This window comes from Polyangium sp. 6x1, assembly GCF_029946515.1.
Taxonomy (GTDB): domain Bacteria; phylum Myxococcota_A; class Polyangia; order Polyangiales; family Polyangiaceae; genus Polyangium.
Map to the genome: position 1 here is coordinate 34,989 of NZ_JARZHH010000014.1, position 26,153 is coordinate 61,141.

Genomic DNA, 26,153 nt, shown 5'->3' on the forward strand with positions numbered 1-26,153 from the left:
TCAAATCTCCACGCCTCGCCCGCCGAAACCGCCCCAGAACCCCGGGGATTGCTCGATCAAGTCCGCAAGGCGCGCCCGCTGCCGCTCGTCGAGCACCTCGTGCACCTTCGCCAGCGAGCCCACCATCGCCTTGCGCATCGCCTCGAGCGCCGCGTCATGCCGCGCGAAGAGCTCGCCCATCACGGTCTCGTCGAAGCTCGGCGTGCGCATCGCTTTCGCCACGTCCTCGCGGCTCTTGCGGAGCTCGCCGCGGTGCCTCGTCGCGACCTCGCGCATCTCCTCGAACGCCGCCGCGATGGCCTTCTCCTGGCCCGGCGTCGTGTCGAGCGCCTCGAACAGCCGCCGCAGCACGAAGTGCGTCATGCCGTAGCCGCCGGGCCGGAAGCCCGCCCGCCCGTGCGTGCGGAAGGGCCCGCCGTGCTCGCGGTCGTATCCACCCTCCCAGCCGCCGTGGCCGTAGCCGCGCCCGCCCCAGCCGCCGCCTCCGTACGAGCCACAACCGCCGCCGTACCCGAAGCTCCGGTACCCGTAGCCGCGGTTGCACCCCCCGTGGCGCAGCACCTTGACGAGGCCGATGAGGCAAGCGGTTCCGATCAGAAATCCGAGCATGTTCCGTTCTCCTCCGCGGCTTGTCGCGCGCCGCGTCGTTCACGCAGAGGAACATCACTCGCTCGTGTGAAGGGCGCGCCCCGCTCGGTGTGAAGAAGCGCAAAGACGCGCACGCAAGAGAGTGGCCAGGTCCGGCCGGCCGCGGGTATAGTCCTGTCGATGCGGCGGTGGTTCTTCGGGCTGGTTTTCCTGGTCTTCCCCGGCTGCGCGGCCACCGCGCCCGCAGAAGCAGGCCCGAAGACGAGCGCACGCGCGCCCATCCTGGTGCAGCCGGTGCAAGCCGCAGCACCAAGGCCCGCGCCGAGCCCGACGCCGGTCGCGAACGAGGCCGCCGCCGATCCGGACGCCGATGACGAGGAAGGGCCGGACGACGACGAGGCCGAGGCCGCCGAAGCGGAAGGCCCGGAGGCCGAAGCCCAGGCCCCTGCCCCGCCGCCGCCGAAGCCTCCGTCGCCGTTGCTGGCGCTCAGCGTGACCCAGCTCGAAGCGCGCTACCGCAGCGATCCGGCCTCCGTCGGGCCGCTCTCGCTCGGCGCGACGAATGCGGGCGCGCTCGTGAACGGCGTGCAGATGCCGAGGAGCGACAAGTGGATCGTGCAGGATCCCTCGTGCGCCTGGGGCACGCAGGAGACGGTGGACGCGATCGCGCGCAGCATCGAGAAGGTCGCGGCCGAGCACCCCGGCGCCCCGGCCCTCGCCATCGGGCACATCAGCAGCAAGAAGGGCGGCCACCTCTCGCCCCACAGGAGCCACCAGTCGGGCCGCGACGTGGACATCGGCTACTACCACAGCCCCCCGAAGACCACGTTCGTCCGGGCGACCGAGGCGAACCTCGACCTCGAACGCACCTACGCGCTCGTGAAGACGATCGTGAGCGACGCCGACGTGGAGCTCGTGCTCATCGACACGTCCGTGCAGCGCCTCCTCGTGGCCCACGCGCTCCGCAAAGGCGAGGACGAGGCGTTTCTGGATCAGGTCTTCCAGGTCCGCGGCAAACACCCGAGGCCCCTCGTGCGGCACGCGCGCGGGCACGGCAACCACCTGCACGTGCGCTTCGTGAGCCCCGTCGCGCAGGAGCTCGGGCGCCGCGCGGGGGCGTTCCTCAAGCGGGAAAAGGTCGCTCCGCCGCACGTCGCGGACGCGGTCGTGATGCACAAGGCCCGGAGCGGCGACACGCTGCAAATCCTCGCCCGGCGCTACGGGACGACGGTCGAGGCGATCCAGGGGGCGAACGGGCTCAGGACCATCGACATCAAGATGGGCCGGACGTACCGGATCCCGGTCCCCAAGCCGCCGACACCACCAAAGTCCGCCGTCCCCAAGCGGCCGACGGCCGCGCCTCCGCGGACCGCGGGCGCGACGCGCGGCCCCACGCAGGGGCGGTAGCGCCATGGAGTACCGGAACAACCTCGACGCGGCGCGGATGCGCATCGAGACGCTCGAAGCGAAGCTCGCCGAGCGTGAGGCCTCGCTAAGGGCGCGCGAAGCGGAGATCGCCGAGCAGAACGCCGTGCTCACGCGGCTCCGGCAGACCGGCGGCAAACCCGCGAATTCGCGCGGCGTTTGGATCGCGCTCCTCGCGTTCACCCACGCCATCGTCGCGGGCCTCGGCGGCCTGATCTTCCTCGGCGCCTTCGGACGGTCGTCGCCCTCGTACATCAACTGCCCCACGTGCCCTTCCCCGCTGGCCCTCGTCGACGACCCCGCCGCCCACCCCCCGGCCCCGATCGTCGAGGGCAAGGCCACGGACAGCGGCGCGGAAGAGAGCGCGGTCACGCAGTCGAACGACCGCATGCGCCCCGAGATGCGGGCCTGCCAGCTCGAGCAGCTCAAGAAGCACCCCGACGCGCACGGGTTTCTCGCGGTCGTCTTCGAGGTCGAGCCCGCGGGCAAGGTCGGCGGCGTCGTCCTCCAGGGCATGTCGTCCACGGACCGCTGGTGGAGCGCGGACTTCGAGGCCTGCGTGGCCAAGGCGTACCAGGGCCTCGCGTTCCGGCCCTTCAACGGGGCGAAGACCACCGCGAGGCACACCTACTTCCTCTCGACGAACCCGAACCTCGGCTTCTGAAACCCGTGCACGCGCGCGCGCGCTGGCAGTATCCTCGCGCGCATCGTGCGTCTCCCCCGCCCCTCCTCTCCGGCAAACGCGAGCCTCGCGCTCGTCCTCGGCTCGTGCCTCGCGGCTTGCGCGTCCGAGCCGCTGCTCCTCGAAAGCCCCTGTCCGCCGCCCGCGAAGAGCACGGCGCCCGTCGTCACGACGCCGCCGAAGACCGAGAGCACGACACGCACGCTCGAAGTGCGCCTCACGCCGACGCGTGACGGAGGGAGCGAGGTCGTCGCGCTCGACGTGTCGATGCGCTTCTCCGTGCCGCCCGTGGACTTCGGCGAGGCGCGGCCGCTCGTGTTCCGGCTGGACGACGCGCGCGTCGAGGACCTCGACGAGCTCACGGCGCGCGACGCCGAAGGATCGCTCCCGCTCGTGCGGAACGAGGGCGAGGGCAAGGACGCGGCAGGAGCGCCCGCCGCGTGGCGCGCCGAGCGTCGCGCGCGTGGTCCGGTGACCGTGAGCTACACGCGAAAGCTCGCGGCGGGCAGCGCCGCGCAGGCCGCCGCTCCGCTCTCGGCGTCGGCGGGAGGGTTCCTCGGCGTCGGGCGCGCGTTCTTGCTCGTGCCGGAGACGACCGAGCCGCACGAGATGCGCGTGCGCTGGGACGTCTCGGGACTCGGGGAAGGCGCGAGCGGCGCGTCGTCGCTCGGCGCGGGCGACGTCGAGGTGAGCGGCTCGCCGACGGCGCTCGCGGCCGCGACGTGGGCCGCGGGGTCGCTCCACCGGGTGACGATCGAGCGGCCGGCGACGCGCGAAGGCGAAGGCGCCTCGTTCGCGGTGACCTCGCTCGGCCGCGGCGTCTTCGACGTGCTCGACGCGGGCGCCTGGGCGAGCCGGGCCTGGGCCTCGGTGCGCCCGCTCGCGGACGCGCCGCTCGGCCATTTCGATATTTTCCTGCGCTCGAGCGGGGCTTCGGGGCGCCGCTTCGACGCGTCCGTCGCGGGCCGGAGCGCGATCGCGGTCGGCGACGAGGGACTCACGTTCGGTTGGCCGGAAAAACGCATCTTGGCAAAAGCCATGGCGCGGGCGAGCCTCGGGTATTCGGTGGCTGGCTGGTTCGACGAGGGGTTCGTCTCGTATTTCGCGGTCGACGCCCTGCGCCGGGCGAATCTCGTGGCGGCGCGGGACGTGCTCGCCGAGGTCGACGCCCGCGCGACGCAGTATTTTTCGTCGGCCGAGGCTCGAGCCGAGGATCGAGGAATGCTCTTCGCGGCCGAGCTCGACGCGCGCATCCGAGCGAAGAGCGGCGGCAAGCGCTCGCTCGCCGACGTGGCGCGCGAGATCGCGCCGAAGGCAGGAGACGGCGAGGCCCAGGCGACCGGCCCGCGCCGCGTGCCCGAGGCCGCGCTGCGCGAGGCGATCGTGAAGGAGCTCGGGGCCGAGGGGGAGGCAAGGTTTGGCGCGGTGATCGGCAAGGGAGGCGTCGCCGAGGTGCCGGACGACGCATTCGGGCCGTGCTTCGTGAAGGTGAAGAAAAAGGTGCCGCGCTACGAGCTCGGCTTCGATCCCGCGTCCGCGACCGAAAAGAAGGTGCGCGGGCTGTCGAAGAAATCGGCGGCGGCGAAGGCAGGGCTCGCCGAAGGGGATCGCATCACGGCGGCGGATCTCGGGGACGGGACGATCGATCGTCCCGTGGAGATCGAGGTCGACCGCGGCGGGAAGCTGACGAAGGTGCGGTGGCTGCCGCGAGGCGAAAACGTGGATGGGTTTTCGTTCGCGTTTGGCCCGAAGGCGCCCGCGAGCTGCGACGCGCCGAAGGGGCGCTGAGCGCCCGTCACCTCGCCGTCGAACGGCAGCCGAAGGCAGCTCAGGCGAGGCGCCGGAGGCAGAGCCTGAGCCCGTCGCGCAGGTTGGCGCGCGTCTCGAGCCCGCGCAGATCGACGCAGGAGGAGACCAGCGTGCGGGCGGCGCTCGCGTGCAGCCCGGTGATGAGCGTCCGCGCGCCGAGCAGCTCCACGGCGTGCCCGATGCGCACCAGCAATTCGGCCGCCTGCCCGTCCAGCGTGTCCACGCCGGTCACGTCGATGATCGCGAAATGCGTCGCCGAGCTCGCCACGCGCGAAAGCAGCCGCTCGGTGATCTCCGCGGCCCGCGAGCCGTCGAGCGCGCCGATGAGGGGCAATGCCAGGACCCCGTCCCAGACCTGGAGGATGGGCGTCGAGAGTGCCCGGATGAGCTCGTTCTGGCGCTCGATGAGGGCATGGCTGTGCGCGAGCATCTCCGCCTGGCTGCGCTCGCGCTCGCCGCTCAAGGTCACGATCTCCGCGTGCGCCTCCTCGAGCGCCCGGGTCCGGTCCTCCACCTTGCGCTCCAGGCTCGCGTAGAGCAGCGCATTCTCGATGGATATCGCCATCTGCGTGGAGAGCATCCGCAAGAGCTCCACGCGATCGGGCGTGAATGCGAAGGCGGCGAGCTCGTTCTCGAGATAAAGCACCCCCACGATCCGCCCGCGCTTGCCCACCGGCGCCGCCAGGAGCGACCGCGCCTTGCCCTGCGCGAGCCAGCGATCGCCGGGGAACTGCTCCGCGCTCGCCGCGTCCCCGAGGACCACGCTCTCGCCCGTCCGCGCCACGTAATGCACGATTCCCGTGGGCAGATCCTCGCGCGTCTCCAGGGGCACGCCCGCGAGGAGGGTGACCTTTCCGCGCTGAAGCTCCTCCTCGGCCTGGATCAAGAGATCGTCATTCTCTTTGAGGATCAAAATGCCCCGCGTCGCCCCGGCGCTCTCGAGGGCGATCCGCAAGAGCCTCTCGAGCAGGCGCGAGAGCACCACCTCGCCGGAGATGGCTTGCATGGCCTTGATGGCCGCGTGCACGTCGAGCGCCCGCGCGCTTTCGTCCGGTGCCCCTGCCCGAGCGCCCACGTGCGGCCCGTGGGCGGCGCGCGGCAGGAGCGCGAAGAAGCTTTTTTCGAGGCGCTCCGTCGCCGCCACCGCCCCCCATTGACCGTAGAGCGCGTGCGCCTCGTGCAGGTACGTGCGCGCGACCTTCGTCTTTCCGAGGCGCAGGTGATAACGCGCGCACAGCTCGTTGCCGAGCGCCTCGTCCTGCACGAACCCTCCCGCGGCCGCCGCCGCGATGCCCTCATCGTAGAGATCGACGGCCAAAAGGCGCTCGCCGCGGGCCCGGGCAATCTCGGCGCGCAAGAGGAGCGCGCGGTGTCGGTGGTTGTCCGGGCATAGATCGGCCCAGCAAGAGAGCTTGGCGGCGGAGGCCTCGGCGCGGGCCAGGTTTCTCGCGCGCACCTCGGGTGCGGCCTCTTCCGCGGCCAAGAGCAGCGCCAGGGAGGCATAGAAGTGATAGACGACGCTCACGTGCCAGCTCACGACCGAGGGGATGTCGGGCTCGGCCCTGAGGGCCACCTCCGCCGCCTCGGCGTAACGGCCCTGGAAGACGTCGTGCATGATGGTGAAGTTGTCCGCGAAGAACAACACGGCGCCGTTGCCCATCGCGGTCGCCGTGCTCCGGACGGCGTCGATGTCGAGCCAATCCCCCAAAAGCCTGTCGCTCTGCGCGGACGGGTTGGAAAGGTTCTGCGCGATCTGGGCGGCGGCGTTCACGATCCAGGTGAAGCCGCCGGAGACGTCGAGCTTGCACACCGGCGCGAGCGCCGCCGCCTCCTCGAGGACCTCGGCGAGGCGCGCGCCCGCGAGCAGGCTGTTCGTGGGGATGTTCGTCGCATTGTAAAAGGCCCAGACGTACTGGCCCGTCTCGAGGCCCACGTGCACGCCCCGCGGGAAGTTCTCCTTGTACTTCGAATAGGGCTCCTTCCAGTGCTGCACGAACGCGCCCCACATGTTGCAGAGCATCGATTCGGATTTTTTCTCCGGATGACGCTCGCTCACCCGCACCGCGAGCTTTCCGAACTGGTAGCCGAGCTCGATGTCCCCCCGCACGCAGAGGAACATCCCGAAATTCACGAACGCATAGATCGTGTGCTTCGACAACCCGTGCGCGAGCGCCTGCTGCACCATCTTCGCCACCGTGATCGCGTGGTTGTTCGGCGAGACGAAGTAGCAGGGCGAGAGCATGTCCTCGAGCACGTCCTGGAGGGCCATGATCTCGGGATCCGCGAGGAGCGGCAGATCGACCAGCGAGTCGATGGGGCGGCCCTCGAGCGCGGCGAGGGTCGCGTCGAGCTCGGCGCTGCTCGCCTCGTCGCTCGGAAAGCGCGGCAGATGGATGCCGAAGGGCTCGAGCGCGGCGAGGCCCTCATCGAGCGCGGCGAGGAGATCGTTCGTCAAAATGTGAGCATTCATCACGAGCCGCCGGACCTGGGTGCGCTCGAGGCGGCTCCGGGCGTGCGTGAAGGCCTGGCCGAGCGTCTCCCGCGCCTGCGCGTGACGCTCGCACAGGGCCTCCATCTCGCCCTTCTTCATGAAATAGCGGAGCGCGAGATCGTAATGGGCATCCCAGGCGTCCGCGGGGAGCAGGACGATGCCGTGCTCGAGGTAGCGGAGAGCGGCCGGGAATGCGGCTGCCCCCTCGGCGCGCTCGGCGGCGGCGAGGTTCATTTTGCAGAGCGCGAGGAGCTCCTCGGCCCCGAGCACCAGCCCGCGCGCGCTGTTCAGGTGGCCCGTGGCGTCGAACAGGCTCTGCGCGTCGCTCTTCTTCGATAAGAGGCGCCCGATGTGCAGGTGGAGCGCGGCCCGCTCGTCCTCGGCGAGCATTGCATAGGCGGCCTCCTGGATCTTGTCGTGGGTGAAACGGTAGAATTCGCCGGCGCGCGCCACGAGCCCTGCCTCGAGGGCCGGGGCGAGGCGGCCGTACGCCTCCTCCGGCGCGCATGCGGTGACGATGCTGAGCGTGCCGAGCTCGAACGGGCTGCCAATGGCGGCGCCGATCTCCAGCGCCTCCTGCGTGAGCCGCGGCAGGTGCCGGATCGCGTCGAGCATCAAGTCCACCACGTTGGCCATGTGTGGCATCGCGGCGATCGCCTCGAGCGAGCTCCAGCCGAGCGATCCGTCCGGTCCGGGCTCGAGGGCCCCCTTTTCGTGGAGCGACCGCAAGAGCTGCCGCACGAAGAATGGATTGCCTCCCGTCTTTTGCAGCACGAGCTCGGCCGCGCCCTCGGGGCTCGGCGCGCGCAGGCTGTCCGCGAAGAGCTCTTTCACGTGCTCGAGCCGGAGCGGGCCGAGCACGATCTCCCGCAGGCCGAGGCCGCCCTTTCGCAGCTCCGCGAGTGTCGTGCGGAGCGGATGCGCGCCATTCACCTCGTTGTCGCGGTACGCGCCCGTGAAGAAGAGAGCCTCGATGCTGTCGTCGAGCAGGAGCGTGGTGAGCAGGCGCAGACTCGCCGCGTCGGCCCATTGCAGGTCGTCGAGGAAGAGCACCAGCGGATGGGCGCGCCGGGCGAAGACCGAGACGAACCTCCGCATCGCGAGGGTGAATCGATTCTGGGCCTCGACGGCCCCGAGGGCCGGCGCGGGCGGCAGATCGCCGAGAACGTGCGCGAGCGACGGGAGCACCTCGCAGACGACGGACGCGTTCGTGCCGAGCGCGGCGAGGAGCGCCTCTTTCCACGCGCGCACGCGTCCCTCGCTCTCGCAGAGGAGGGTCCGGACGAGCCCGTCGAAGGCCTGGAGGATGGCGCTATAGGGCGCCTCGCGGTTCAACTGGTCGTACTTGCCCGTGATGTAATAGCCCCTGGCCCGCGCGAGCGGCTTCAAGATCTCCGCGACCAGCGAGGACTTCCCGACGCCCGAATAGCCCGAGACGAGCGTGATCTCGCGCGCCCGGTCGAGCACCCGCTCGAAGGACGCGACGAGCTCCGCGACGTCGTTCTCGCGCCCGTAGAGCTTGTTCCGGACGAGCAGGCGGGCGTTTTCGTGCAGCACGCCGAGGGGGAATTCGTCGATGCCGCCATCGGGGCGGAGCCGCTGCCGGCACGCCTCGAGGTCGGCGAGGAGGCTCTTCGTGCTCTGGTAGCGATCCTCGGGGTTCTTTTCGAGCAGCCGGAGCACGATCGCCTCGAGCGGCGGCGGCACGTCGACAGCGATCTTGGAAGGCCGCTCGGGCGCGAGGGCGAGGTGCGCGTGGATGAGCTCCAGCGGGTCCCGGGATCGAAATGGCAATTGCCCGGTGAGGAGCGCGTAAAAGATGACGCCCAGCGAATAGAGGTCGGAGCGCTCGTCGACGCCGCGGTTCATGCGCCCGGTCTGCTCGGGGGCGAAGAAGGGCAGGGTCTCGGCGACGAAATGCGGTTCGTAGAGGGCGTCGTTTTCGCGGGTCAGCGCCGCATCCGTGCCGAAGCTCGTGATGGTGGGGCGGCCGCTCGCGTCGACGACGATGCTCGCCGCCGAAAGCCCCCGGTGCACGACGCCGGCCGCGTGGATCGCGCCGAGCGCCGTGGTGAGCGGGATGGCGAGGTCCAGCATCCCGCGCGTGCCAGCAGGCGACGTCAGGCGGGCCGAGAGGGGCTCGCCAAGGACCTCGGCGAGGACCATGGCCATGCCCTCGCCGGTCGGCTCGAAGCCGTGCACGCGCACCACGCCAGGGGCGCGCAGGCGCGACAGACGTTGATAGTCGTGCTTGAAGCTGGCGACGTCAGCGACGCGATTGGACTCGGCGCGAAGCACCTTCACGCGCACCTGAAGGCCGTCGCTCTTCCTGCGACCACGAAACAGCCGTGACATCGCGGTCGTTGCGAGCTCTTCCGTGATCGTTACTTCTTCCAGCCGGGTCATGTCGATGCCTCACACGCGCCCCCCCGTTTGTCGCCGACCCCCCAGGCTATACGCCGCGCGGGATCCGCGTCAATTGTCGCGGCGAACGTGCAGGCGCGAGAAGGCACGCAGGATGCGTCGGCGCGTTGACACGTGCTCGCCGCGCTCGGAAAAGGGGCGTGCACGAATATCAAGAGATACGGGCGCTCTGGTGTGGGCCCGACATTTCGAGCATTGAGATGCACGCGAGCGGGGGATTGTCGTCACTTCCGCGAACGACGATTGCGGTCAGGCGATGCCACTGTTTGGCGATGCACGGGTGATGGACCGAATGGACCACGTCATCGCCCCCCTGACCCGCCTCGTCTACCGCCGCGCTGCGTAGAAACAAGCCGCCTGGCCCCTCTCGCGGGACGGGCGAGGGGTCGGGGGTGAGGGAATCCCCCGGTCAAACCAATTCAACTTTTATTGTTGAGTTCGCCCGCGATTCGTGAGACAAAACAAGCGACGCCAGCCGGTGCTACCAACACCGACCGGCGTCTGACCCACGACACCACTACCCGGAGCCATGAGCTAATGGTCACGCTACTCGTCCATCCTCCGCCGGCAAACTTTTCGGCGTCGCACGCCTTGCTCGGCCGCCTCTACCTCGAACATCGCGATTTCCTGCGTCGCCTTCTTCTCGGTCAGGCCGTACCTCCCCGCGACGTGGAGGATGTCCTGCAAGAGGTCTTCTTCACGGTATGGCGTCGCCTCTCGTGCCTGGTCACGCCGGAGCAGGCCCGGCCGTGGCTCCTGGTGATTGGGCTCAACCATGCGCGCAATTATCGAACGCGCCTACGGTACGAGCGCGAGGTTCTCGTCGGTTTCTCGGAGGATTTTCCCGAGCAGGAGGACGCGACGTCGCCGGACACGCTGCTGCATGCGATCTACGGCGTGTTCCGGCTCAAGCGTTTCCTGGCGAAGATCAGCCCGCGCATCCGGGACGCGGTGATTCCGTACCTGGAGGGATCGTCGATCGCGGAAATCGCCGCGTCGCTCGGGATCAAGGCGAAAGCTGTCTACAGCCGCCTGCGTCTCGCGCGGAAGCGGTTGGAGATGCTCTCGCTCGCGTAAGACCCGCGTCCACTCCCGCTCCCGCTACGGGGTCCGGCACCCCTGACCCGGCGCAACCCGCTGGCTCCGCGTCCTGCCAAGGGGAGATCATGGCGGCGGCGACAGGCGACATCGACGCCGCGCTGGTGGCGCATGACGCTGCCGACCGGATCCTGGGGATGATCGCGGACACCGTATTGCGGAGCTCGCTCGTAAGCTTTGGCCGAAGGGCGAACGCCGAAAGCTCCGGAAAGAACTCGAAGCGCGCACGTCGCGCGAACCCCCGACGTAAGACGTAGTATTCGGCAGGACCGCGTGCCGACGCGGACGCGGGCCCGACGAACCCGACGCCGTGCAATGCGCGCTCGGGTCCGCGGGCCCCTCTCAGAGCTGATCAGCGAGCGCCCGTGAAGATCGCGGTGCACTCCGGAACGCGCGCCCAAGCGCGCTCGCGGATCTGGGCCACGAGCGCTGGACCGAAAAATTCGCCGCAAATGCGCGCCGCGGTCTCGACGTCGGGGAACACGTAGTCGGTGCGCACCCAGCGGCGCGAAAGCCCATGCGCGTGCTCCAGATGCGCGAAGTACTCGTCCATGCCCGGATGGACTCGCGGCGTCTCGTGGCCGGTGCCAAGCGTCTCGATGACCATGAGCGCACCGCCGGGACGCACCACACGGAGCATCTCCGACAGCGCCGCGTCCACTTCTTCGCGCCAGCCCTCCGGCATCCAGTGACGAAAATGCCCGAACACCCATCCGGCCATCGCGACATCGACGCTCGCGTCGGGCAACGGCAACGAGCGCGCATCCGCGTTGTGGATGGTGAACGGCACGCCGGCCTGCGATAGATGCCGCCGCGCGATCTCCAACATAGGCGCCGCGCGATCGACCAAGTGCAAGCGAGACGCGCGCGCAGAGGCGATGCGCGAGAGCCGCCCGGTGCCCGCGCCGACGTCGAGCGCCACTGCCCCCTCCGGCAGCCATTCGCGCACCACGCGTGCGAGCGCCTCGTCCGCATCCTCCGCGTTGATCAGCGCGTCGTACGCGTCCGCCTTCTCTTGGTACACGCGCGCCTGCGCATCGCTCACTCGGTCGCTCATCGGCGCGACCTTATCGCACTCCCGCGCGACGTGACAGCGACTCGACAGGAACCCGTTTCGATGCCCGGAGCGTGCGAGCGCGATCAGCCGGGCGGAAGCAAAGCGAGGAGCGCGTCGCAATCTCGTTCGTGACCCTTGCACTCGCGAACAACAGGACAGAAACGTGGGTCCAGGATCGGACGGGGCATCAGTCCAGCGACATGATCAACCGCTATCGTCGTGCTGCGCGCACGGCGGCGGAGTTGGGTCTCGGGGAGTGCTTGCCGCTCGACCGGTCGATCCCCGAACTTGAAGCGGCGACGGTGGAAAAGGCGGCGGAAAGGGCACCGCGTCGGCGGCAAGGGGGCCCCCAGCCCGTGGAGATCCAGCCAAGATCCGCGGGGTTGGCGACCCCGAGTCCGAAGGACCGGAACCCTAACCCGCCCCCGCCTCCGCCTCCGCCTCCGCCTCCGCCTCCGCCTCCGCTCCCGCCGCTGCCCTGTGCCAGCGGCCACAAAACGGCCTTGACCTTCCCGCCTCCCTCCGGTTTTCCTTCGAGCCGCACCTTTCTGGAAAGGATCCTCTCGATGGCAACCACCCCCGCATGGAAGCTCCGTCGCCTCGCGACCCGCGCCAAGCGCGTGCAGGAGCGTAGGGCCTCCGAGTCGCCCGTCCTCGCCGCGTATTCGACCACCTTGCCCCCGAAGGTCGACGCATTCGTCGCCGCATACGACGCAGCCGCGAAATACGAAAACACCTGGCGACGTGAAATGCGCGAGGGCAAAGGCGCGGTCGCCGCCCTGCTCCGGCACATTCAGAGCTGGCTGCCCCTCCTCACGCGTGACCTCCCGGGATTCGACCCGTCGACCTTCGGCGACAAGCCCGACGTTCCCGATGACGTGATCGAGGACGGGAACCGGCTCGCCGAGGTGCTGGAGGAGGCGACCACGGCAGACGGCAAACCGCTCGCCTACAAGCTCGCCGCGCTCGACGCGCTGAGCCCCTCCCTCGTGGCGGCAAACAAGGAATGGTCCGAGGCAGAGGCCGCGGATGCGACGTACCAGAAGCTGCTCAAGGAGAGCCGCGCCACGGCCGTCGTGCTCGACAAGGAGATCCAGACGTTCCGCCGGAGCCTCGCGCATGCGGTGGGTCGAAACGACAAGGATTTCCAGAAGTTGCGCGTCGAGCGGGCCTCCCAGAAGGACGACGAGGACGACGCGGCGGCGCCCTCGCCGCCGGCGCCCATCACGCCCGCGGCCGAAGGCGCGGCGCTTCCGACGGGCAGGTAGGGCGCGGGATCCTCGGGGGGACGTCCGGAAACCGGTGCGCGGGGTCCGGCGACCGGTGCGCGGGGTCCTTCCATCGGTCGGCGGCCTCCTTCGCTCGGGGGGCGGGGGCCCTGCGCCGGGGTGGCCTTTCCGGAGGAAGGTCGGCGGGGATGGTTCGCGGGGGAGGCGCGCCGCAGGTCGAGGGGCGCGGGGCGCTCGTGACCGGGAGGTGGCGCGCGTCGCGACGAGCCCGGGGCGCTTCGCGAGGGCGGGAATGTCGGGCCGCATCGCGTAGGGCTCCGGTGGGGGATCCTATCCGACGCGGCAGCGGAAGCGAAAGCCGTCGTGCCCAAGCACCCTTTGCCCCCACAGGCCGAGCATTCGTCTCAGCGTAGGCCGTCGCGCCGGGGCGCTGCCCCGGGCCCCGCGGGGGCTGTTCGCCCCTCGACCCGAACCAGGCGCGGCCTGGACCGGGGGTGGAAGAACTGCGCTCCGCGCAGTTCTTCCAACGGGCCGGTGGCAAGACCAGGTAGGTGCGTTTCAAGCTGACGACGGGCACGTTGCCGGTTGAACCTGCAGCGCTGCCGTCGTCGCCCGTCTTGATCTGGCTGTTCGATGAACTGCGCATCGCGCAGTTCATCGACCCCGCGTCCAGCGCTTGCGCTGGTCCGGGTGCAGGGGTGGACAACCCCTGCTGGGGCCTGGGGCAAAGCCCCAGCGCCGCGCCTCAAGCCGGCGGCTTGCAGAACACGCCGACGATCGTGCCCAGGTTGTTCCCGGGTTTGCATTCGGCATACGCGCCGTCGTCGTTCGGAATGACGGTCACGTCCACCTTGTCGGCTTCAATCGTCGGCACCATGCTCCAGTTGCAGGAGACGAGCCGGCATTCGCCGGGCGGCAGGACCTCGGTGGTCTTCGCCTCGCAGACCTTCATCTGCCCGACATAGAAGCCGACCGAGAGCCCCGCGCCCACGGGATCGGCGCCGCGGTTGCAGATCGGAGCGCCGATCTCCGCGCCGTCTCCACTGCAAGCGAATTGCGTGCTCGCGCCCGCCGTGGGATCACCCGTGGCCGCGCCGTTCGCATTGCCGGGGACGTTCTGGCGGAAGTTGTTGAGGTCCGGGTTGTCCCAGTTGTTCGTCCACGCGCTCGTCTTGGGAATGGTCCCGTCCTCGTTGACGTGCGTCACCGCATACGGGTGCTGATTCCAGATGGTCCGCGAGCGGACCCATTTGTCGTTCGCGTCCGAGTACACGCGGATCCCGGACACGCCGTGCGGGTGGCCGGCGCGGCACGTATTGCCGGTCCCGGGCGTGCCCGCGGGCGGCGGCGCGCAAAGGAGCCCCTCCTCGGTGCAGGCCGCGTCGTCCTGGGCCGCGCAGCATTGCTTCGTCTCGGTGCAGCGGCAGAACCCCGCGTCGCACACGCCGGAGATGCAATCGCCGGCCTTCTGGCAACGAACGCCGGGGAACTGCGCGTCGACGCCGTTCGCGTCGAGGGTCTGGCACGGAATGCCCGTGCCGTCGGGCGAGCAAGCCTTGTTCGACGGCGTGACGAGATCCGCGCGGAAATTGCCGTCGACGTCGGCGATGATGGGGTTTTCGTACCAGGTGCACGACGAGCGATACTGGCTGAAGAGGACGTCGCCCGTGTCGCCGTCGTACACGCGGACGAAGCACTCGTCGCCGTAGACGACCTCGCTCGAACCGTCGGCCTCGAAATCGAAGACGCTGGAGCCCGTGACGTTCGACGAGAGGTCCTGCGTCGATTTCGACCAGAGGATGTAGCCGCCCGCGGGGCAGGTGCCGCCCGCAAAATCACATGTGGCGAGGTTGCACGTCCCGCCCGGCCGCGGGGCCGGGCCGCAATCGAGGTCGTAGATCGTGTAGAACGCCTGCCCGGCGACCGCGACCTCGGGCAGACCATCTCCGTCGAAATCGCTGACCGTGGGCGGACCGCCGCCCCCTGCCCCGGGCACGGCCACGGGCGGCTGCACGAGCGTGCCGTCGATCGCGTAGATCATGACGAGGCTCGATCGCACGACCACGATCTCGGGGTTCGTCGCGGGCACGCCGGCGCCGTACGCGCCGAAATCGGCGATGGCCACGTGCCCCGGCGCCGACGCCGACGCGCCGGGGAAGCCCGGCTCCTGCACCCACGCGCCGCCCGCCCACTCCCAGATGAACTGCCCGTTCGTGAACTCGACGTTCGGATCCTGATCGAGGTTCGCCACCACGGAGAAGAGGCCCGCGGAATAACTCGAATAAAGCGGCGGAGCGCCCGACGCGAGCGTTCCGTCGGCGCGGAGGACGGCGCCTTCGCGCAGGATCTCGGGCTTGCCGTCGTCGTCGATGTCGTGAATGGAAGGCCCGGCCCAGCCCACGGGGCAGCGGTGCTGGATGAAATCGCAGGGGCCGCCCGGGATGCCGGCCTGATACGGAGATTTCCACAGCAATCCCCAGGCGCCGGACTTTTTCGTGAACGCGAGGGTCGAGCCGTCCGCCCCGTACGCGACGATCTCGGCCACGCCGTCACCGTCGAGATCACCCGACGCGAGCGTGGACGAGGAGACGATCCAATCCGCCGCGCCGTCGCCGTCCACGTCGGTGCCGCCGAGGTTCGCCTCGAGCGAGCAATCCTTGCCGCTGAGCACGCGGATGACGCCCTGATCCTCGGTGTAATTGGCGATCACGGTCGGCGTGAACGCCGCGGCGATGCTCGGCGGGCCCGCGGCCGCGGGCTTGTTGAAGTTCGTCACGATCGGCGTGCCCTGCACGTCGACGTGGCCGGGGAACGGATCGCCGGCGGGCGCCTGGCTGAACTCGCATTTGACGCGCGGCGAGAATTGCCCGGCGGCGATGACGTTGATGCACGTCGGGTCGTTCGGCGGCGACGCGCTCTCCCACGGCACGCATTGCTTGAGCGTGGGCTCGCAATACGTGTCGTTCTCGCAATCCGCGTCGTTCGCGCAGCCGGTCACGGGCACGCAGACGCCGTGCGAGCAGACCTGCGTCGCGGGCTCGCACGTGGGATCACACGTGCCCGGAAACCCGCCGCCCTGCGCCACGCCGACGGTGAACGTCCCGCCGTCGCCCCCCTGCCCGCCCGAGCCCGGGCCGCTCCCCCCCGAGCCCCCGCCGCCCGTGGCCGTGCCGTCGCCGCAGCCCTCGGCCAGCGCAGTCAGGGCGAGCGCGAAAACGCCCGCCGCGGCGAGCCAGCCACCTTGAATCGATCTCCTCGTCATTCTTTCCCTCCTCGGGAGGATTCGTGGGAGGGAGAGATTAGCGGAGTCGGCTCAGTAATAATACACTTGCACCACGTGCAGCGCGACGAGCACGGGCAGCGGCCAGAACACGATGAGGTGCGCGCGCGACGAGAGGAGCCGTCGATCACGCGCCTTCAGCGCGCCCCATCGATTCGACACGGCCGTCACCACGCCCGCGATCGCGCCGAGCACGCACACGGCGAGGAAATCAATCGATAGCGCGAGATTCAGGTGATGGCCGAGCCGGAGGCCCGTGTGCACCACGAGCGCGAAGAGCGTCGAGGCGCCGATGACGCCGTGGATCGCGCGGAACATGGGCACGTCGAGCCACGTGAATCGCTTCCACCGCTTGCGCAGCGAAAGCACGAGGCTCAGCACGCAGAGCCCGAGCAGCACGTAGCCGGAGATTTGCTTGAGCGTGTCGTCCGTGAAGATGCGCGCAGGGCCGAGCCGGCCCGCGATCGTCGTCGGCACCGGCATCGGTCGCGACGCGACCGCGACGGCCGACAGGAGGAACGCGCCGATCGACGCCACGAGCAGCGGCCGGACCCCCGACTCGGGCGGTATCGACTCCTTGCCCCGCGGCGAGGCGAGCGTCGTGGCCGAGGTTTTCTGCTGCTCGGGCGGGAGCATGCCGACCCGCTTCGGCGGCACCCAGCTGCGCCGGCCCTGCACGTAGCCGTAGTCGTAGCCGCGATCGTCGAGCGCCTCGAACGCCGCCTCCGCCTCCTCGGCGTACTCGTCCTCCGCGTCGTCGTCGACCTCGTCGTGGAGCGAAGGATCCTCGAAGAACGCCGGCAAGGGCGGCAGCGGCGTGATCTGCAGGTCATCCACCGCGCGCGCGGGCTCCTCGGAGAGCAGCGCGGGCGAGCGATCCGACGAGAGGCCGACCTCCGCCTCGTCCTCGGGCAGCGCAGGCGGCGCGAGCGCGCGGATCGCCGCTTCGAGGCCCTCGACGTGCGAGGGCGTGGGCGGGCGCGAGGACGGGCGCGGCTTGAGCCCGGGCGGGCGCGAGGAGGGCGCGCGCCTGCTGCTCGGCGCGCCGCCGATCTCGGTGTCGCGCGAGGAAGGCTCGGGCGCGAACCCCGCCGACTCGGCGCCGAGATCCGCGAGCCCGGGCGGGATCTCCATGAGCGGGAGCGTCTTGCGCCGCACGCGCCCGCCGCTCGACGACGGCGGGCTGCCCGGCATGACGATGTTCATCAGGGTCGACGACCGCGGCACCGCGCCCGGGAACGTGGGCCTGCGCTGCGAGACCGGCGCGGGCGTCATCGTGCGGCGCGACGTGGGCGCCCGATCCTTGCGCAGCGCCGGGCGCTCGCCCATCCGCACGGAGGTGACGGGCACCGCGACAGGGACCGAGCCGTGCTCGTCCACGCCGAGCAGCTCCGCGATGAGCGGCTTGCACGAGCCGCAGACCGTGCCCGCGCCCGTCTTGCTGCAGAGCGCCTCGACCGACCCGCAGCCCTCGACGATCGCGAGGCTGAGCGCGCCGCGCGTGACGCGCATGCAGCCGCAGACGACGGCCTCGTCGGCCCACTCGGTGACCTTCTTCGACTCCTCCTTCGCGAAGAGGTTGCCCGTCGAGCGGAAGCGCCGCATGTCGAAGAACGACATCGGCACGGGCGAGGTGAGCGCGTCGCGGATGCGATCGAGGTTCTCCCAGTCGCCCACGGTGACCGCGCCGATGAGCTTGCCCTGGCGCGTCACGAGCTTGCGGTAGACGCCGCCGGTCGTGTAGCGCAGCGCCGACGAGAGCGGCTTCGTGTCGCCGTCGTACTCGCCGAGCGCGGCGACCGTGACCCCGAGCAGCTTGAGCTTCGCCGACTGATCGGCGCCCTTGAACTCCGCGTTCTCGCCGAGCAGGTTCGCCACCAGGACGTTGACCATCTGGTAGCCCGGCGCGACGAGGCCGTACGTGATGCCGCCGTGGCTCGCGCACTCGCCGATCGCGAAGATCTGCTCGTCCGACGTCTGCAGCCGATCGTCGACGAGGATCCCGCCGTTCGGGGCGCACGTGATGCCCGCGGCCTTCGCGAGCTCGCCGCGCGGGCGAATGCCGGTGGACACGATGATCATGTCGACGGCGAGGATCTTGCCGTCGTCGAACTCCAGGACGAGCCGCTCGGTCTCGTCCTCGAGCGTCTCCTCTTCGGGCTCCTCGACGTCGACGGCCTCGTCCTTCGGCTCGTCGGTGAACTCCGCCGGATCCTCGTCGGCGTCGCTGCGCGGCTGCGTGAACCGATACGGGCCGGCGTTGCCGGGGGCGAGCTCGCCGGGCGAGAGCCCCTCGAGCGCCTTGCGCGCCTGCCGCTTCGCCTCCTGCTCCCGCCGCTTCGCCTGCTTCTCGGCCTCTTGCTCGGCCTTCTTCTTCGCCGCGAGGTGCTCCTTCATCGAGAGCACGCACTTGATCTTCTTGCCGACCTGGACCTTGACGCCGAGCTCCTCGATCTTCTCCTTGAGCACCACGGCGCCCTGCGCGTCGAGCTGCCGCGGCATGAGGCCCGGCGCGACCTCGATGACCTGGACCTCGATCGGGTGCAGCCTGCGCCCGAGGTCGTAGATCGCCTTCGCCGCCTCGAGGCCGAGCAAGCCGCCGCCAATCACGGCGACGCGGAGCGAGCCCTCGACGTGCGACTCGATGTTGTAGACGTCGTCGAAGGTCCGGTAGGTGTAGACGCCCCGGCGCAGCCGCTTCGTGTCGTCCTCGCCCTTGACGTGCATGCCCTCGATGGGCGGCACGAACGGCTCGGAGCCCGTCGCGAAGACGAGGCGGTTGTAGGGGACGCGGCGGCCCGAGTACGACTCGACGAAGCTGTGCTCGCGATCGATGTAGATGATCGGATCGTCGAGGCAGAGGTCGATGTCGTGCGACTCGTACCAGTCCTCTTCCGCGAGGATCAGGCTCTCGCCGTCGCGACCGCCGAAGATGTCGGTCAGGTGGACGCGGTCGTAGGCGGGGAAGCGCTCCTCGCCGAAGACCACGATGCGGATGGAGCGGTTGACACCGTTCTCGACGAGCTTCTGGCAGAGCCGATAGCTCATCATCCCATTGCCGATGACGACCAGCGTTTGCCGGTCGTCATCGACAAGAGGCTCGTCGGCGTCGGGGAACCCCCCTGCCTTGCCGTCGTATGTGCCCCCCAATCCGGACGTCACCGGCCTCGGTTCTACACCAGCAGGGGGGCGGCGGGCATCTTCTCGACGGCCCTCTCAGGACGGCCCGCAAAATTCACACGCTCGGCGTTACGCATCCCACGTGTCCGACGAACCGCCACCGACCCTTCGCGCCTGGCGTGGCCGCGCGCTCAGGCGCGCCAGCGTGTCACGCGCTTGACGAGATCGGGCATGCCGAGCGCCTCGCAGAACGCCCGGAGCTCGGGCCTCGCGCCCTGGTACGCGAGATCCTCGAACCGCTCCGTCAACGGGACGTCGGTCCGGAGCGTGGCGAGCTGCTTGAAGAGGCGCGCGTCGTCGGAGCGCGCGGCGAGGGTCGCGGCGAGCTTGTCGGCGCCCCGCACCTTGATGCCCCACGCGGAGGCCTCGCGCGGGATGCGCTCGATCGTGCCGAACACGGAGAGCACGGCGGAGGCCGACTTCTCCCCCCACCCCGGCAATCCGGGATATCCATCCGCCGAGTCCCCCACGAGCGCGAGGAAATCCGCGATGGAGGCGGGTTTGACCCCGAACTTCTTCGCCACCCCGTCCTCGTCGAGGACGGCGTTGTCGTTTTTCCGGTCGAGCATGACGACGCGGGTGCCGTCGACGCACTGCGCGAGATCCTTGTCCACCGAGGCAATCAGGACCTGCCCTGCCTCGTCCGAGAAGCGCGCGGCGGCTGCGGCGATCGCGTCGTCGGCCTCGAATTCGACCATGGGCCAGACCACGAGCCCGAGCGCGCGCATCGCGTCCTCGGCCAGGACGAACTGCGAGGTGAGCTCCTCGGGTAGGCCCTCGCCGGTCTTGTATCCGGCGTACAGGTCGTTGCGGAACGAGCGAACGACGTGGTCCGTGGCGCAGGCGACGTGCGTCGCGTCGCGGCTGAGGACCATGAGCGTCGAGAGCAACCCGCGAACGGCGCCGACCTCGCGGCCGTCGGGGGACTTTCGGGACGGCTGCGCGAAGTAGGCGCGGAAGAGCTCGTACGTCGCGTCGACGAGGTGCAGGCGCGGGCGGTCGGGATCGGCTTGGCGCATGGATTTGCAGCGGAGAACACGGTTCGGGGGAGGTCGATAGGGGGCGTATCCTACGGCGCCGTACGCGGCCTGGGAAGACGTCGGTTCGCCCACTCGGGCGCGCCCTGAATCGCGGATACGAGCTTTCCGCAGCGCGCGGGCGCGCGCAGGAATCTTCAGCGTTTTCCGCGGGCTCGGTGGGCCCTTGGGCCGGTTTGTCGCCTGTGCGTCGGCCTTTCCTTGCGCCTTTCGCTCGTGCGTAAGATGACTTGACGGGCGAGGCTCACCTCGCGGGCGGGGGACGAATGGGTTCGATCGACGCACGGCACCCGGCCCAGAGCCGGGGACGGAAGCTCGCCGCGCTCGGCGTGGGCCTCGCCTCCGTGGCCGTCGTCGTCGGCGCGTGGCTCGGCTTCGCGGAGCTCCTCGGAGGCCGCGCGCTCGTCGTCGTGCTCGTCGCGGCCTTCGTGCTCGTCAGCGCGATCGGCGGCTGGCTCTGGCGCGCCCTCGCGCGCGCCGAGGCCCGCGAAGCGGAGCTCGAGCGGCGCGTCGAGGAGCGGTCGCGCGCGCTCGAGCAGATCGCCGGCGCGCGCACGGCCGAGCTCGCGTCGCTCCTCGCCCACGTGCCCTTCGGCTTCGCGTTCCTCGACCACGCGTGCCGGTACGAGCTCGTGAACACGACGCTCGCGCGGATGAATGGTTTGCCCGCAAAGGATCACCGCGGTCGCACGCTCCACGAGGTCGTCCCGACCTTCGCCCCCATGGTGGAGCCGCTCGTCCGCAAGGTCCTCGCGACGGGCGAGAGCATCGAGGGCATCGAGATGACGGTTGCGCCCATGGATCGCGCCGACGAGGAGCGCGCCTATCGGCTCGATCTGTTCCCCGTGCTCGCGCCGGACGGCGCCGTCGCCTCGGTCGGCGTGCTGCTCGTCGACATCACCGAGCGCAAGCGCGCCGATCGGATGGAGGGGGAGATACGCGAGGCCCGCGCGCGCGCCGAGCAGAGCCTGTCGAAGCTCGAAGCGATCCTCGGGAGCATGGCCGAGGCGGTCCTCGTGAGCGACGCGCAGGGCAACTTCGTCTCTCTCGACCCCTCCACGCGAAACCCCTCCGGCAGCGGGATCCGCGCGGACGGGCGGCCCCTGTCCCCGGCCATCGGCATGAACCTGCGCGACTTCGCAGGCGAGACCGCGCTCTCGACGCTCGACGGGCGCGAGCTGCCCCTCGCCGAGTGGCCCATCTCCAGGGCGATCCGCGGCGAGGTGTTCAACGATCTGGATCTGCGCCTGCATCGCACGACGGGCGAGATGCTCGTCGTCCGCTACGCCGGTCGGGCCGTACGCGATGCGCACGGCCACGTCGAGCTCGGCGTCGTGACGATGCGCGACGTGACACGCGAGCTGCGCGCCGCGGAGGAGCGCGAGGCGCTGCTCGCGAGCGAGCGCGCCGCCCGCGCCGAGGCCCAGCGCGCGAGCCGGCTCAAGGACGAGTTCCTGGCGACCGTCTCGCACGAGCTGCGCACGCCGCTCACGGCCATCGCGGGCTGGTCGCAGATCCTGCGCAAGCCCGGCCTCGCGCAGGCGACGGTCTCGCGTGGGCTCGAGGTCATCGACCGCAACGCGCGCCTGCTCACGCAGCTCATTTCGGATCTGCTCGACGTCGGCCGCATCGTGAGCGGCAAGCTCAAGCTCGACGTGTCGTCCGTGGATCTCGAGGTCGTGATCGACGCGGCGCTCGAATCGGTGCGCCACGCGGCGGACGCGAAGAGCATCGAGCTCTCGCGGTGCGAAGGCGAGCGCGGCAGGACGATCCTCGGCGATCCGGCGCGCATCCAGCAGATCGCCTGGAACCTCCTGTCGAACGCCATCAAGTTCACGTCGCGCGGCGGGCTCGTCGAGGTCTCGTGCACGAGCCACGACACGCGCGTGGAGATCGCGGTGAAGGACACGGGGCAAGGGATCACGCCGGAGTTCTTGCCGCACGTCTTCGAGCGCTTCCGCCAGGCCGACGCGTCGGCGGCGCGCCAGCACGGAGGGCTCGGCCTCGGGCTCGCCATCGTCCGGCACCTCGCAGAGCTCCACGGCGGGCGCGTGCGCGCCGAAAGCGAAGGTCCGGGCAAAGGGGCGCGGTTCGTGGTGGAGCTGCCCGTCGCGCCCATCTCGGACGACACCGAGCCGAAGGCGCCCTCCGCGCGGGCCCCGAGCCCCGAGCGCGCGCAGGCTTCCCTCGCGAACGTGCACGACCTCTCGGGCGCGCGTGTGCTCGTGGTCGACGACGAGCCGGACACGCGCGACGTCGTGCAACGCCTGCTCGAGGAGCACGGCGCGGACGTCGTGGCCGCGGCGAGCGCGGAGGAGGCGCTCGCGCTCGTCGAGGCGCGCTCCATCGACGTGCTCGTGAGCGACCTCGGCATGCCGGGCATGGATGGGTTCGCGTTGATCCGCGAGATTCGCAGCGGCAAGAGGCTCGAACCTTCGCGCCTGCCCGCGATTGCGCTCACCGCGTTCGTGCGCGCCGAGGACAGGCGACGCGCGCTCGCCTCGGGCTACCAGGCGCACATCGAGAAGCCGATCGAGCCGATGGAGCTCATCGCCGCCGTGGGAGCCCTTTCCCTCGGCCGCAGAGGCACGCCCAGCGAGAGAAAGGGCGCCTGACGAGGCCTACCTCTCGAGGAGGCTCTGGAGACGCGCGAGGGCCGCGGGTTCGGCGCGGAGCACGAGGTGCGCCCCGGCTTCGTCGTACGTCTCGGACAGGACCTTCGCGTGCTCGTAGACCTCGCTCACGAGGGCCTGCTTCGCGTACGGCACGACGAGCTCGCCGGACACCATGAGCGCGTCGAAGAAGTCGATGAGGATCTGCCGCAGGCGCGCGACGTCCTCCGCATCCTTGGCCGACAGGAGGATCGCCTCGGGGAACTCGCGCTGGAGGATCGTCCGATCCTCCTCGGCGATCCGATCGACCTTGTTCAGCACGAGCCTGTAGGGCACGCCTTCCGCCCCGATCTCGGAGAGCGTCGAGCGCGTCACGTCGAGCTGGCTGCGGAAGGTGGGGTCCGAGGCGTCGGCCACGTAGAGCAGGAGCGAGGCTTCGAGCGCCTCGTCGAGCGTCGAGCGGAACGAGGCCACGAGGTCGTGCGGCAGCTTCTTGATGAAGCCGACCGTGTCGGAGACGAGGATCCGGGGTTTGATCTCGGGGTAGAGCGCGCGCACCGTGGTGTCGAGCGTCGCGAAGAGCTTGTCCATCACGTACACGTCGCTGCCCGTGAGCGCGCGCATGAGCGACGACTTGCCCGCGTTCGTGTAGCCCACGAGCGCGACGCGGCGCGCGTTCTGGCGCAGCGCGCGGCGCGTGGCCTGCTCGCGCTGGATGCCGTCGATCTCCTTGCGCAGCTCGGCGATGCGATCGCGGATCTTGCGCCGATCGAGCTCGAGCTGGCTCTCGCCCGCGCCGCGACCGCGCTGCCGATCGCCGCCGCCGCTCGACTCGCGCATCCGCGGCGCCACGTAGTTGAGGCGCGCGATCTCCACTTCGAGCCGCGCCTCGCGGCTCCGCGCGTGGCGGTGGAAGATCTCGATGATGACGCCGCTCCGGTCGAGCACCTCGATGCCCGTGCACTTCTCCAGGTTGCGGAGCTGGCTCGGCGAGAGGTCGTGATCGACGACGACGAGCGTCGGCGCCTTCGCCGCGGGCACGACGCCCGCGCCCTCGTCCATGTCCTCGTCGTCGCCCGGGGCGCTCTCCGGCGCCTCGTCGTGCTCGTCCTCGTCGTCGCGCTTCTGCCCGGGCTTCTTGAAGCGCATGCCGGCGGGGCCCGGCCCGCCCGTCAGCTCGGCGAGCACGCGCAGCTTCCCTTCCCCGAGCACCGCGCCCTTCGAGACGTGCGAGCGGCGCTGCGACACCGTCGCGACGACGTCGTAGCCGAGCGTGTTCACGAGCCGCCCGAGCTCGGCCATGTCGGCTTCGTGGTCCACGTCGGCGACGGTTGCGAGCTGGACCGCGACGAGCACGGCGGCGGGACGATCGGTTCCGGTTTTGGACATAGAGGATGCGATTTCGATCGAGGGAGCGGGCTCCCGCGCCCCTCCTAGCACGGCGAGGGCATGCGCGTGGAGCTTTGCCGGGGACGTTTCAACGGGAAGGATGGCCGAGCTCGGCGGGATCCTGCTGATAAAAGGCGCGCATCTGCTCGTAGAGCGCGGGGTGCTTGGCCCGGAGGGCGCGCGGCCGCTCGAAAAAAACCTCCGTCACGACGGCGAAAAATTCGGCCGGGTTCGTCGCGCCGTACGAATCGATGACCGTCCGGTCCCCCGACGCGACATCCCGCAAGAGCCCGTCGTACGCCGCGCCGAGCACCCGCGCCCATGGCCCGTAGGCCGCGCGCCGCGGCAGCACGGGCGCGCCGTCGGCGGAGCCGTCCTCGGTGTCGAGCTGGTGCGCGAACTCGTGCAGGACCACGTTGTGACCGTCGCGGACGTCGGCCGCGCCGCGCAGCACCGCGTCCCACGCGAGCACGACGATCCCCCTGCCCCACGACTCGCCGAGCCTCGTCTCTCCGTCCTCGACGACGATGCCGCCCTCGACCGTCCGCGGGCGGTTGTCGACGTACGTGCTCGGATAGACCAGGACGATCTCGAGATCCGGGTAGACGTCGCTTTCGCGGTTGAGGAGCAGGACGCAGGCCTGGGCTGCGATCGTGACCCGGATCTCGTCGTCGATGTCGAGCCCGCCCGCGCCCTCGAAGCGCTTCTCGTCGAGGAAAATCTGCACGAGGCCGCGGATCTCGTCCTGGTCGTCCGGCGAGAGCTTTCCGAAGTAAGGCACGTTCTCCGCGAGGATGGCCTCCCACGCGGGCGGAAAGGGTCTTCCCCGGACGGCAGAGCGCCTTCGTTCCTTGAAGAAGCCGAGCATCGGTGTCGAGGATGCCATGATTCCGGGATCGGGAAGAACTTGAAATCAAACATCTCGCGATATCGATGCTATGCTGAAGGGTCGAGACGCCCGGCGCTCGCCGGCCAGCGTGGAGGAATCCAATGGCTTATCGCCTCGTGCAGCGTGGAGAGGGAGAGCAGCGGCCGCTCCTCGTTCTTTATCTGGTGGGCGCGCACGTCGACGCCGATCTGCGGGCCGCGCTGGGGCCCGAGGCGAGCATCGCGGCCTACGACGATCCCACGGGCGAGCCATTGCCGCAGACCGTGGCGCGCGTCGCGGCGGCCACGGGCGCGCCCGTCGGCGACGTCATCCTCGCGGGCTTCTCCGCGGGCTGCCAGGCCGTGCGCCGCGAGCTCATCGCGGGCCGTGATCCCGCGGGCGTGCTCGCGATCGACGGCACGCACGGGGATTTGCCCCCGGCCGACTGGCAGCTCACGCCGTGGCGCGCGCTCGCCGAGCGTGCGCGGCGCTGCGAGCGTCTCTTCGTGGCGACGTGCACGCAAAACACGTACGTCGAGACGGACCTTCCGAAGCCGAAGCGATACAGCGCGACGGTCACCGTGCTGCGGCTCGCGACGGGCTTTGCGCTCGCGCCCTCGGCGGCGCCGGAGGGCGAGCACGACGGCGAGCTGCACGGCTACAGCTACGCGAGCGCGCGGACGGACGCCGAGGCGCACATCCGGCAGCAACGCTTGGTCCTGCCCGACGTCCTGCGCCGCCACGTGCGGCCTTGGCTCGCCGCGCGGACGACGCTGGGGCCCGCGGATCGCGCGATGGCGCAGGCCGCGGTCGCGCTCTCGCTCGACCGCATGGCGCGGGCCGAGCTCTCGAGCCAGCACGAATCCGTGCCCCCGCCGAGCGCCTGAGGCGCTATCGCGCGGCGCAGGCGTCCCTCGCCCGCGTGCAGCAGCAAGGATTGCGGCTCGTGCTCCTTGAAGTCGGCCGAAATGACGCAGGCGGCGG

General features: G+C 70.2%; 15 protein-coding genes. 7 read left to right on the plus strand and 8 right to left on the minus strand.

From position 1 onward, the window contains the following. Entirely contained in the window at positions 1-609 is a 609-nt protein-coding gene (locus QHF85_RS15805) for a periplasmic heavy metal sensor (RefSeq protein ID WP_281328010.1), read from the minus strand. A gap of 159 nt (positions 610-768) precedes the next feature. Here QHF85_RS15805 and QHF85_RS15810 point away from each other — a divergent pair, with 159 nt between their 5' ends. Genes QHF85_RS15810 through QHF85_RS15820 form a run of 3 tightly spaced genes read left to right on the plus strand, consistent with a single transcriptional unit; the run spans position 769 to position 4,483 of the window. Continuing rightward, positions 769-1,995, plus strand: a complete 1,227-nt coding sequence (locus QHF85_RS15810; protein WP_281328011.1) for a penicillin-insensitive murein endopeptidase — start codon at positions 769-771, stop codon at positions 1,993-1,995. 4 nt (positions 1,996-1,999) lie between these two features. Continuing rightward, a complete protein-coding gene (locus tag QHF85_RS15815; protein ID WP_281328012.1) occupies positions 2,000-2,677 on the plus strand; it encodes a hypothetical protein in 678 nt (225 codons plus the stop codon). A 45-nt stretch (positions 2,678-2,722) separates the two neighbouring features. After that, positions 2,723-4,483 (plus strand): hypothetical protein, encoded by a 1,761-nt coding sequence (locus tag QHF85_RS15820; RefSeq protein WP_281328013.1) that lies wholly within the window; start codon positions 2,723-2,725, stop codon positions 4,481-4,483. Positions 4,484-4,523: 40 nt separating this feature from the next. On the opposite strand, the gene QHF85_RS15825 is transcribed toward QHF85_RS15820, so the two are convergent. Then, positions 4,524-9,401 carry an AAA family ATPase gene (locus tag QHF85_RS15825; RefSeq protein ID WP_281328014.1) on the minus strand — a complete coding sequence of 1,626 codons (4,878 nt, stop codon included), beginning with the start codon at positions 9,399-9,401 and terminating at the stop codon, positions 4,524-4,526. Between the two features lie 450 nt (positions 9,402-9,851). On the opposite strand from QHF85_RS15825, the gene QHF85_RS15830 reads away from it, so the two are divergent. Then, the gene (locus QHF85_RS15830; protein WP_281328015.1) at positions 9,852-10,496 is read left to right on the plus strand and encodes an RNA polymerase sigma factor; all 645 of its coding nucleotides are present in this window, start codon (positions 9,852-9,854) and stop codon (positions 10,494-10,496) included. Between the two features lie 373 nt (positions 10,497-10,869). Here QHF85_RS15830 and QHF85_RS15835 read toward each other — a convergent pair whose 3' ends face one another. Beyond that, positions 10,870-11,562, minus strand: a complete 693-nt coding sequence (locus QHF85_RS15835; protein ID WP_281328016.1) for a class I SAM-dependent methyltransferase — start codon at positions 11,560-11,562, stop codon at positions 10,870-10,872. Positions 11,563-12,140: 578 nt separating this feature from the next. Between QHF85_RS15835 and QHF85_RS15840 the strand changes: the two genes are divergently transcribed. After that, positions 12,141-12,842, plus strand: a complete 702-nt coding sequence (locus tag QHF85_RS15840) for a hypothetical protein (RefSeq protein WP_281328017.1) — start codon at positions 12,141-12,143, stop codon at positions 12,840-12,842. A 706-nt stretch (positions 12,843-13,548) separates the two neighbouring features. Here QHF85_RS15840 and QHF85_RS15845 read toward each other — a convergent pair. From QHF85_RS15845 to QHF85_RS15855, 3 genes are all read right to left on the minus strand, one after another. Beyond that, positions 13,549-16,065 carry a VCBS repeat-containing protein gene (locus tag QHF85_RS15845; protein WP_281328018.1) on the minus strand — a complete coding sequence of 839 codons (2,517 nt, stop codon included), beginning with the start codon at positions 16,063-16,065 and terminating at the stop codon, positions 13,549-13,551. A gap of 51 nt (positions 16,066-16,116) precedes the next feature. Beyond that, on the minus strand, positions 16,117-19,245 hold the full coding sequence (locus tag QHF85_RS15850; RefSeq protein WP_281328019.1) for an FAD-dependent oxidoreductase: 3,129 nt from the start codon (positions 19,243-19,245) through the stop codon (positions 16,117-16,119). Positions 19,246-19,394: 149 nt separating this feature from the next. Continuing rightward, the gene (locus QHF85_RS15855; protein WP_281328020.1) at positions 19,395-20,282 is read right to left on the minus strand and encodes a 5'-3' exonuclease H3TH domain-containing protein; all 888 of its coding nucleotides are present in this window, start codon (positions 20,280-20,282) and stop codon (positions 19,395-19,397) included. A gap of 248 nt (positions 20,283-20,530) precedes the next feature. Here QHF85_RS15855 and QHF85_RS15860 point away from each other — a divergent pair, with 248 nt between their 5' ends. After that, positions 20,531-22,915, plus strand: coding sequence for an ATP-binding protein (locus QHF85_RS15860; RefSeq protein ID WP_281328021.1), 2,385 nt, complete (start codon positions 20,531-20,533; stop codon positions 22,913-22,915). A 6-nt stretch (positions 22,916-22,921) separates the two neighbouring features. On the opposite strand, the gene hflX is transcribed toward QHF85_RS15860, so the two are convergent. Both hflX and QHF85_RS15870 read right to left on the minus strand, forming a co-directional pair. After that, on the minus strand, positions 22,922-24,301 hold the full coding sequence (gene hflX / locus QHF85_RS15865; protein WP_281328022.1) for a GTPase HflX: 1,380 nt from the start codon (positions 24,299-24,301) through the stop codon (positions 22,922-22,924). Between the two features lie 88 nt (positions 24,302-24,389). Further along, the gene (locus QHF85_RS15870; protein WP_281328023.1) at positions 24,390-25,187 is read right to left on the minus strand and encodes a M90 family metallopeptidase; all 798 of its coding nucleotides are present in this window, start codon (positions 25,185-25,187) and stop codon (positions 24,390-24,392) included. A gap of 104 nt (positions 25,188-25,291) precedes the next feature. On the opposite strand from QHF85_RS15870, the gene QHF85_RS15875 reads away from it, so the two are divergent. Then, positions 25,292-26,056, plus strand: a complete 765-nt coding sequence (locus QHF85_RS15875; protein ID WP_281328024.1) for a hypothetical protein — start codon at positions 25,292-25,294, stop codon at positions 26,054-26,056. Positions 26,057-26,153 lie beyond the last annotated feature (97 nt).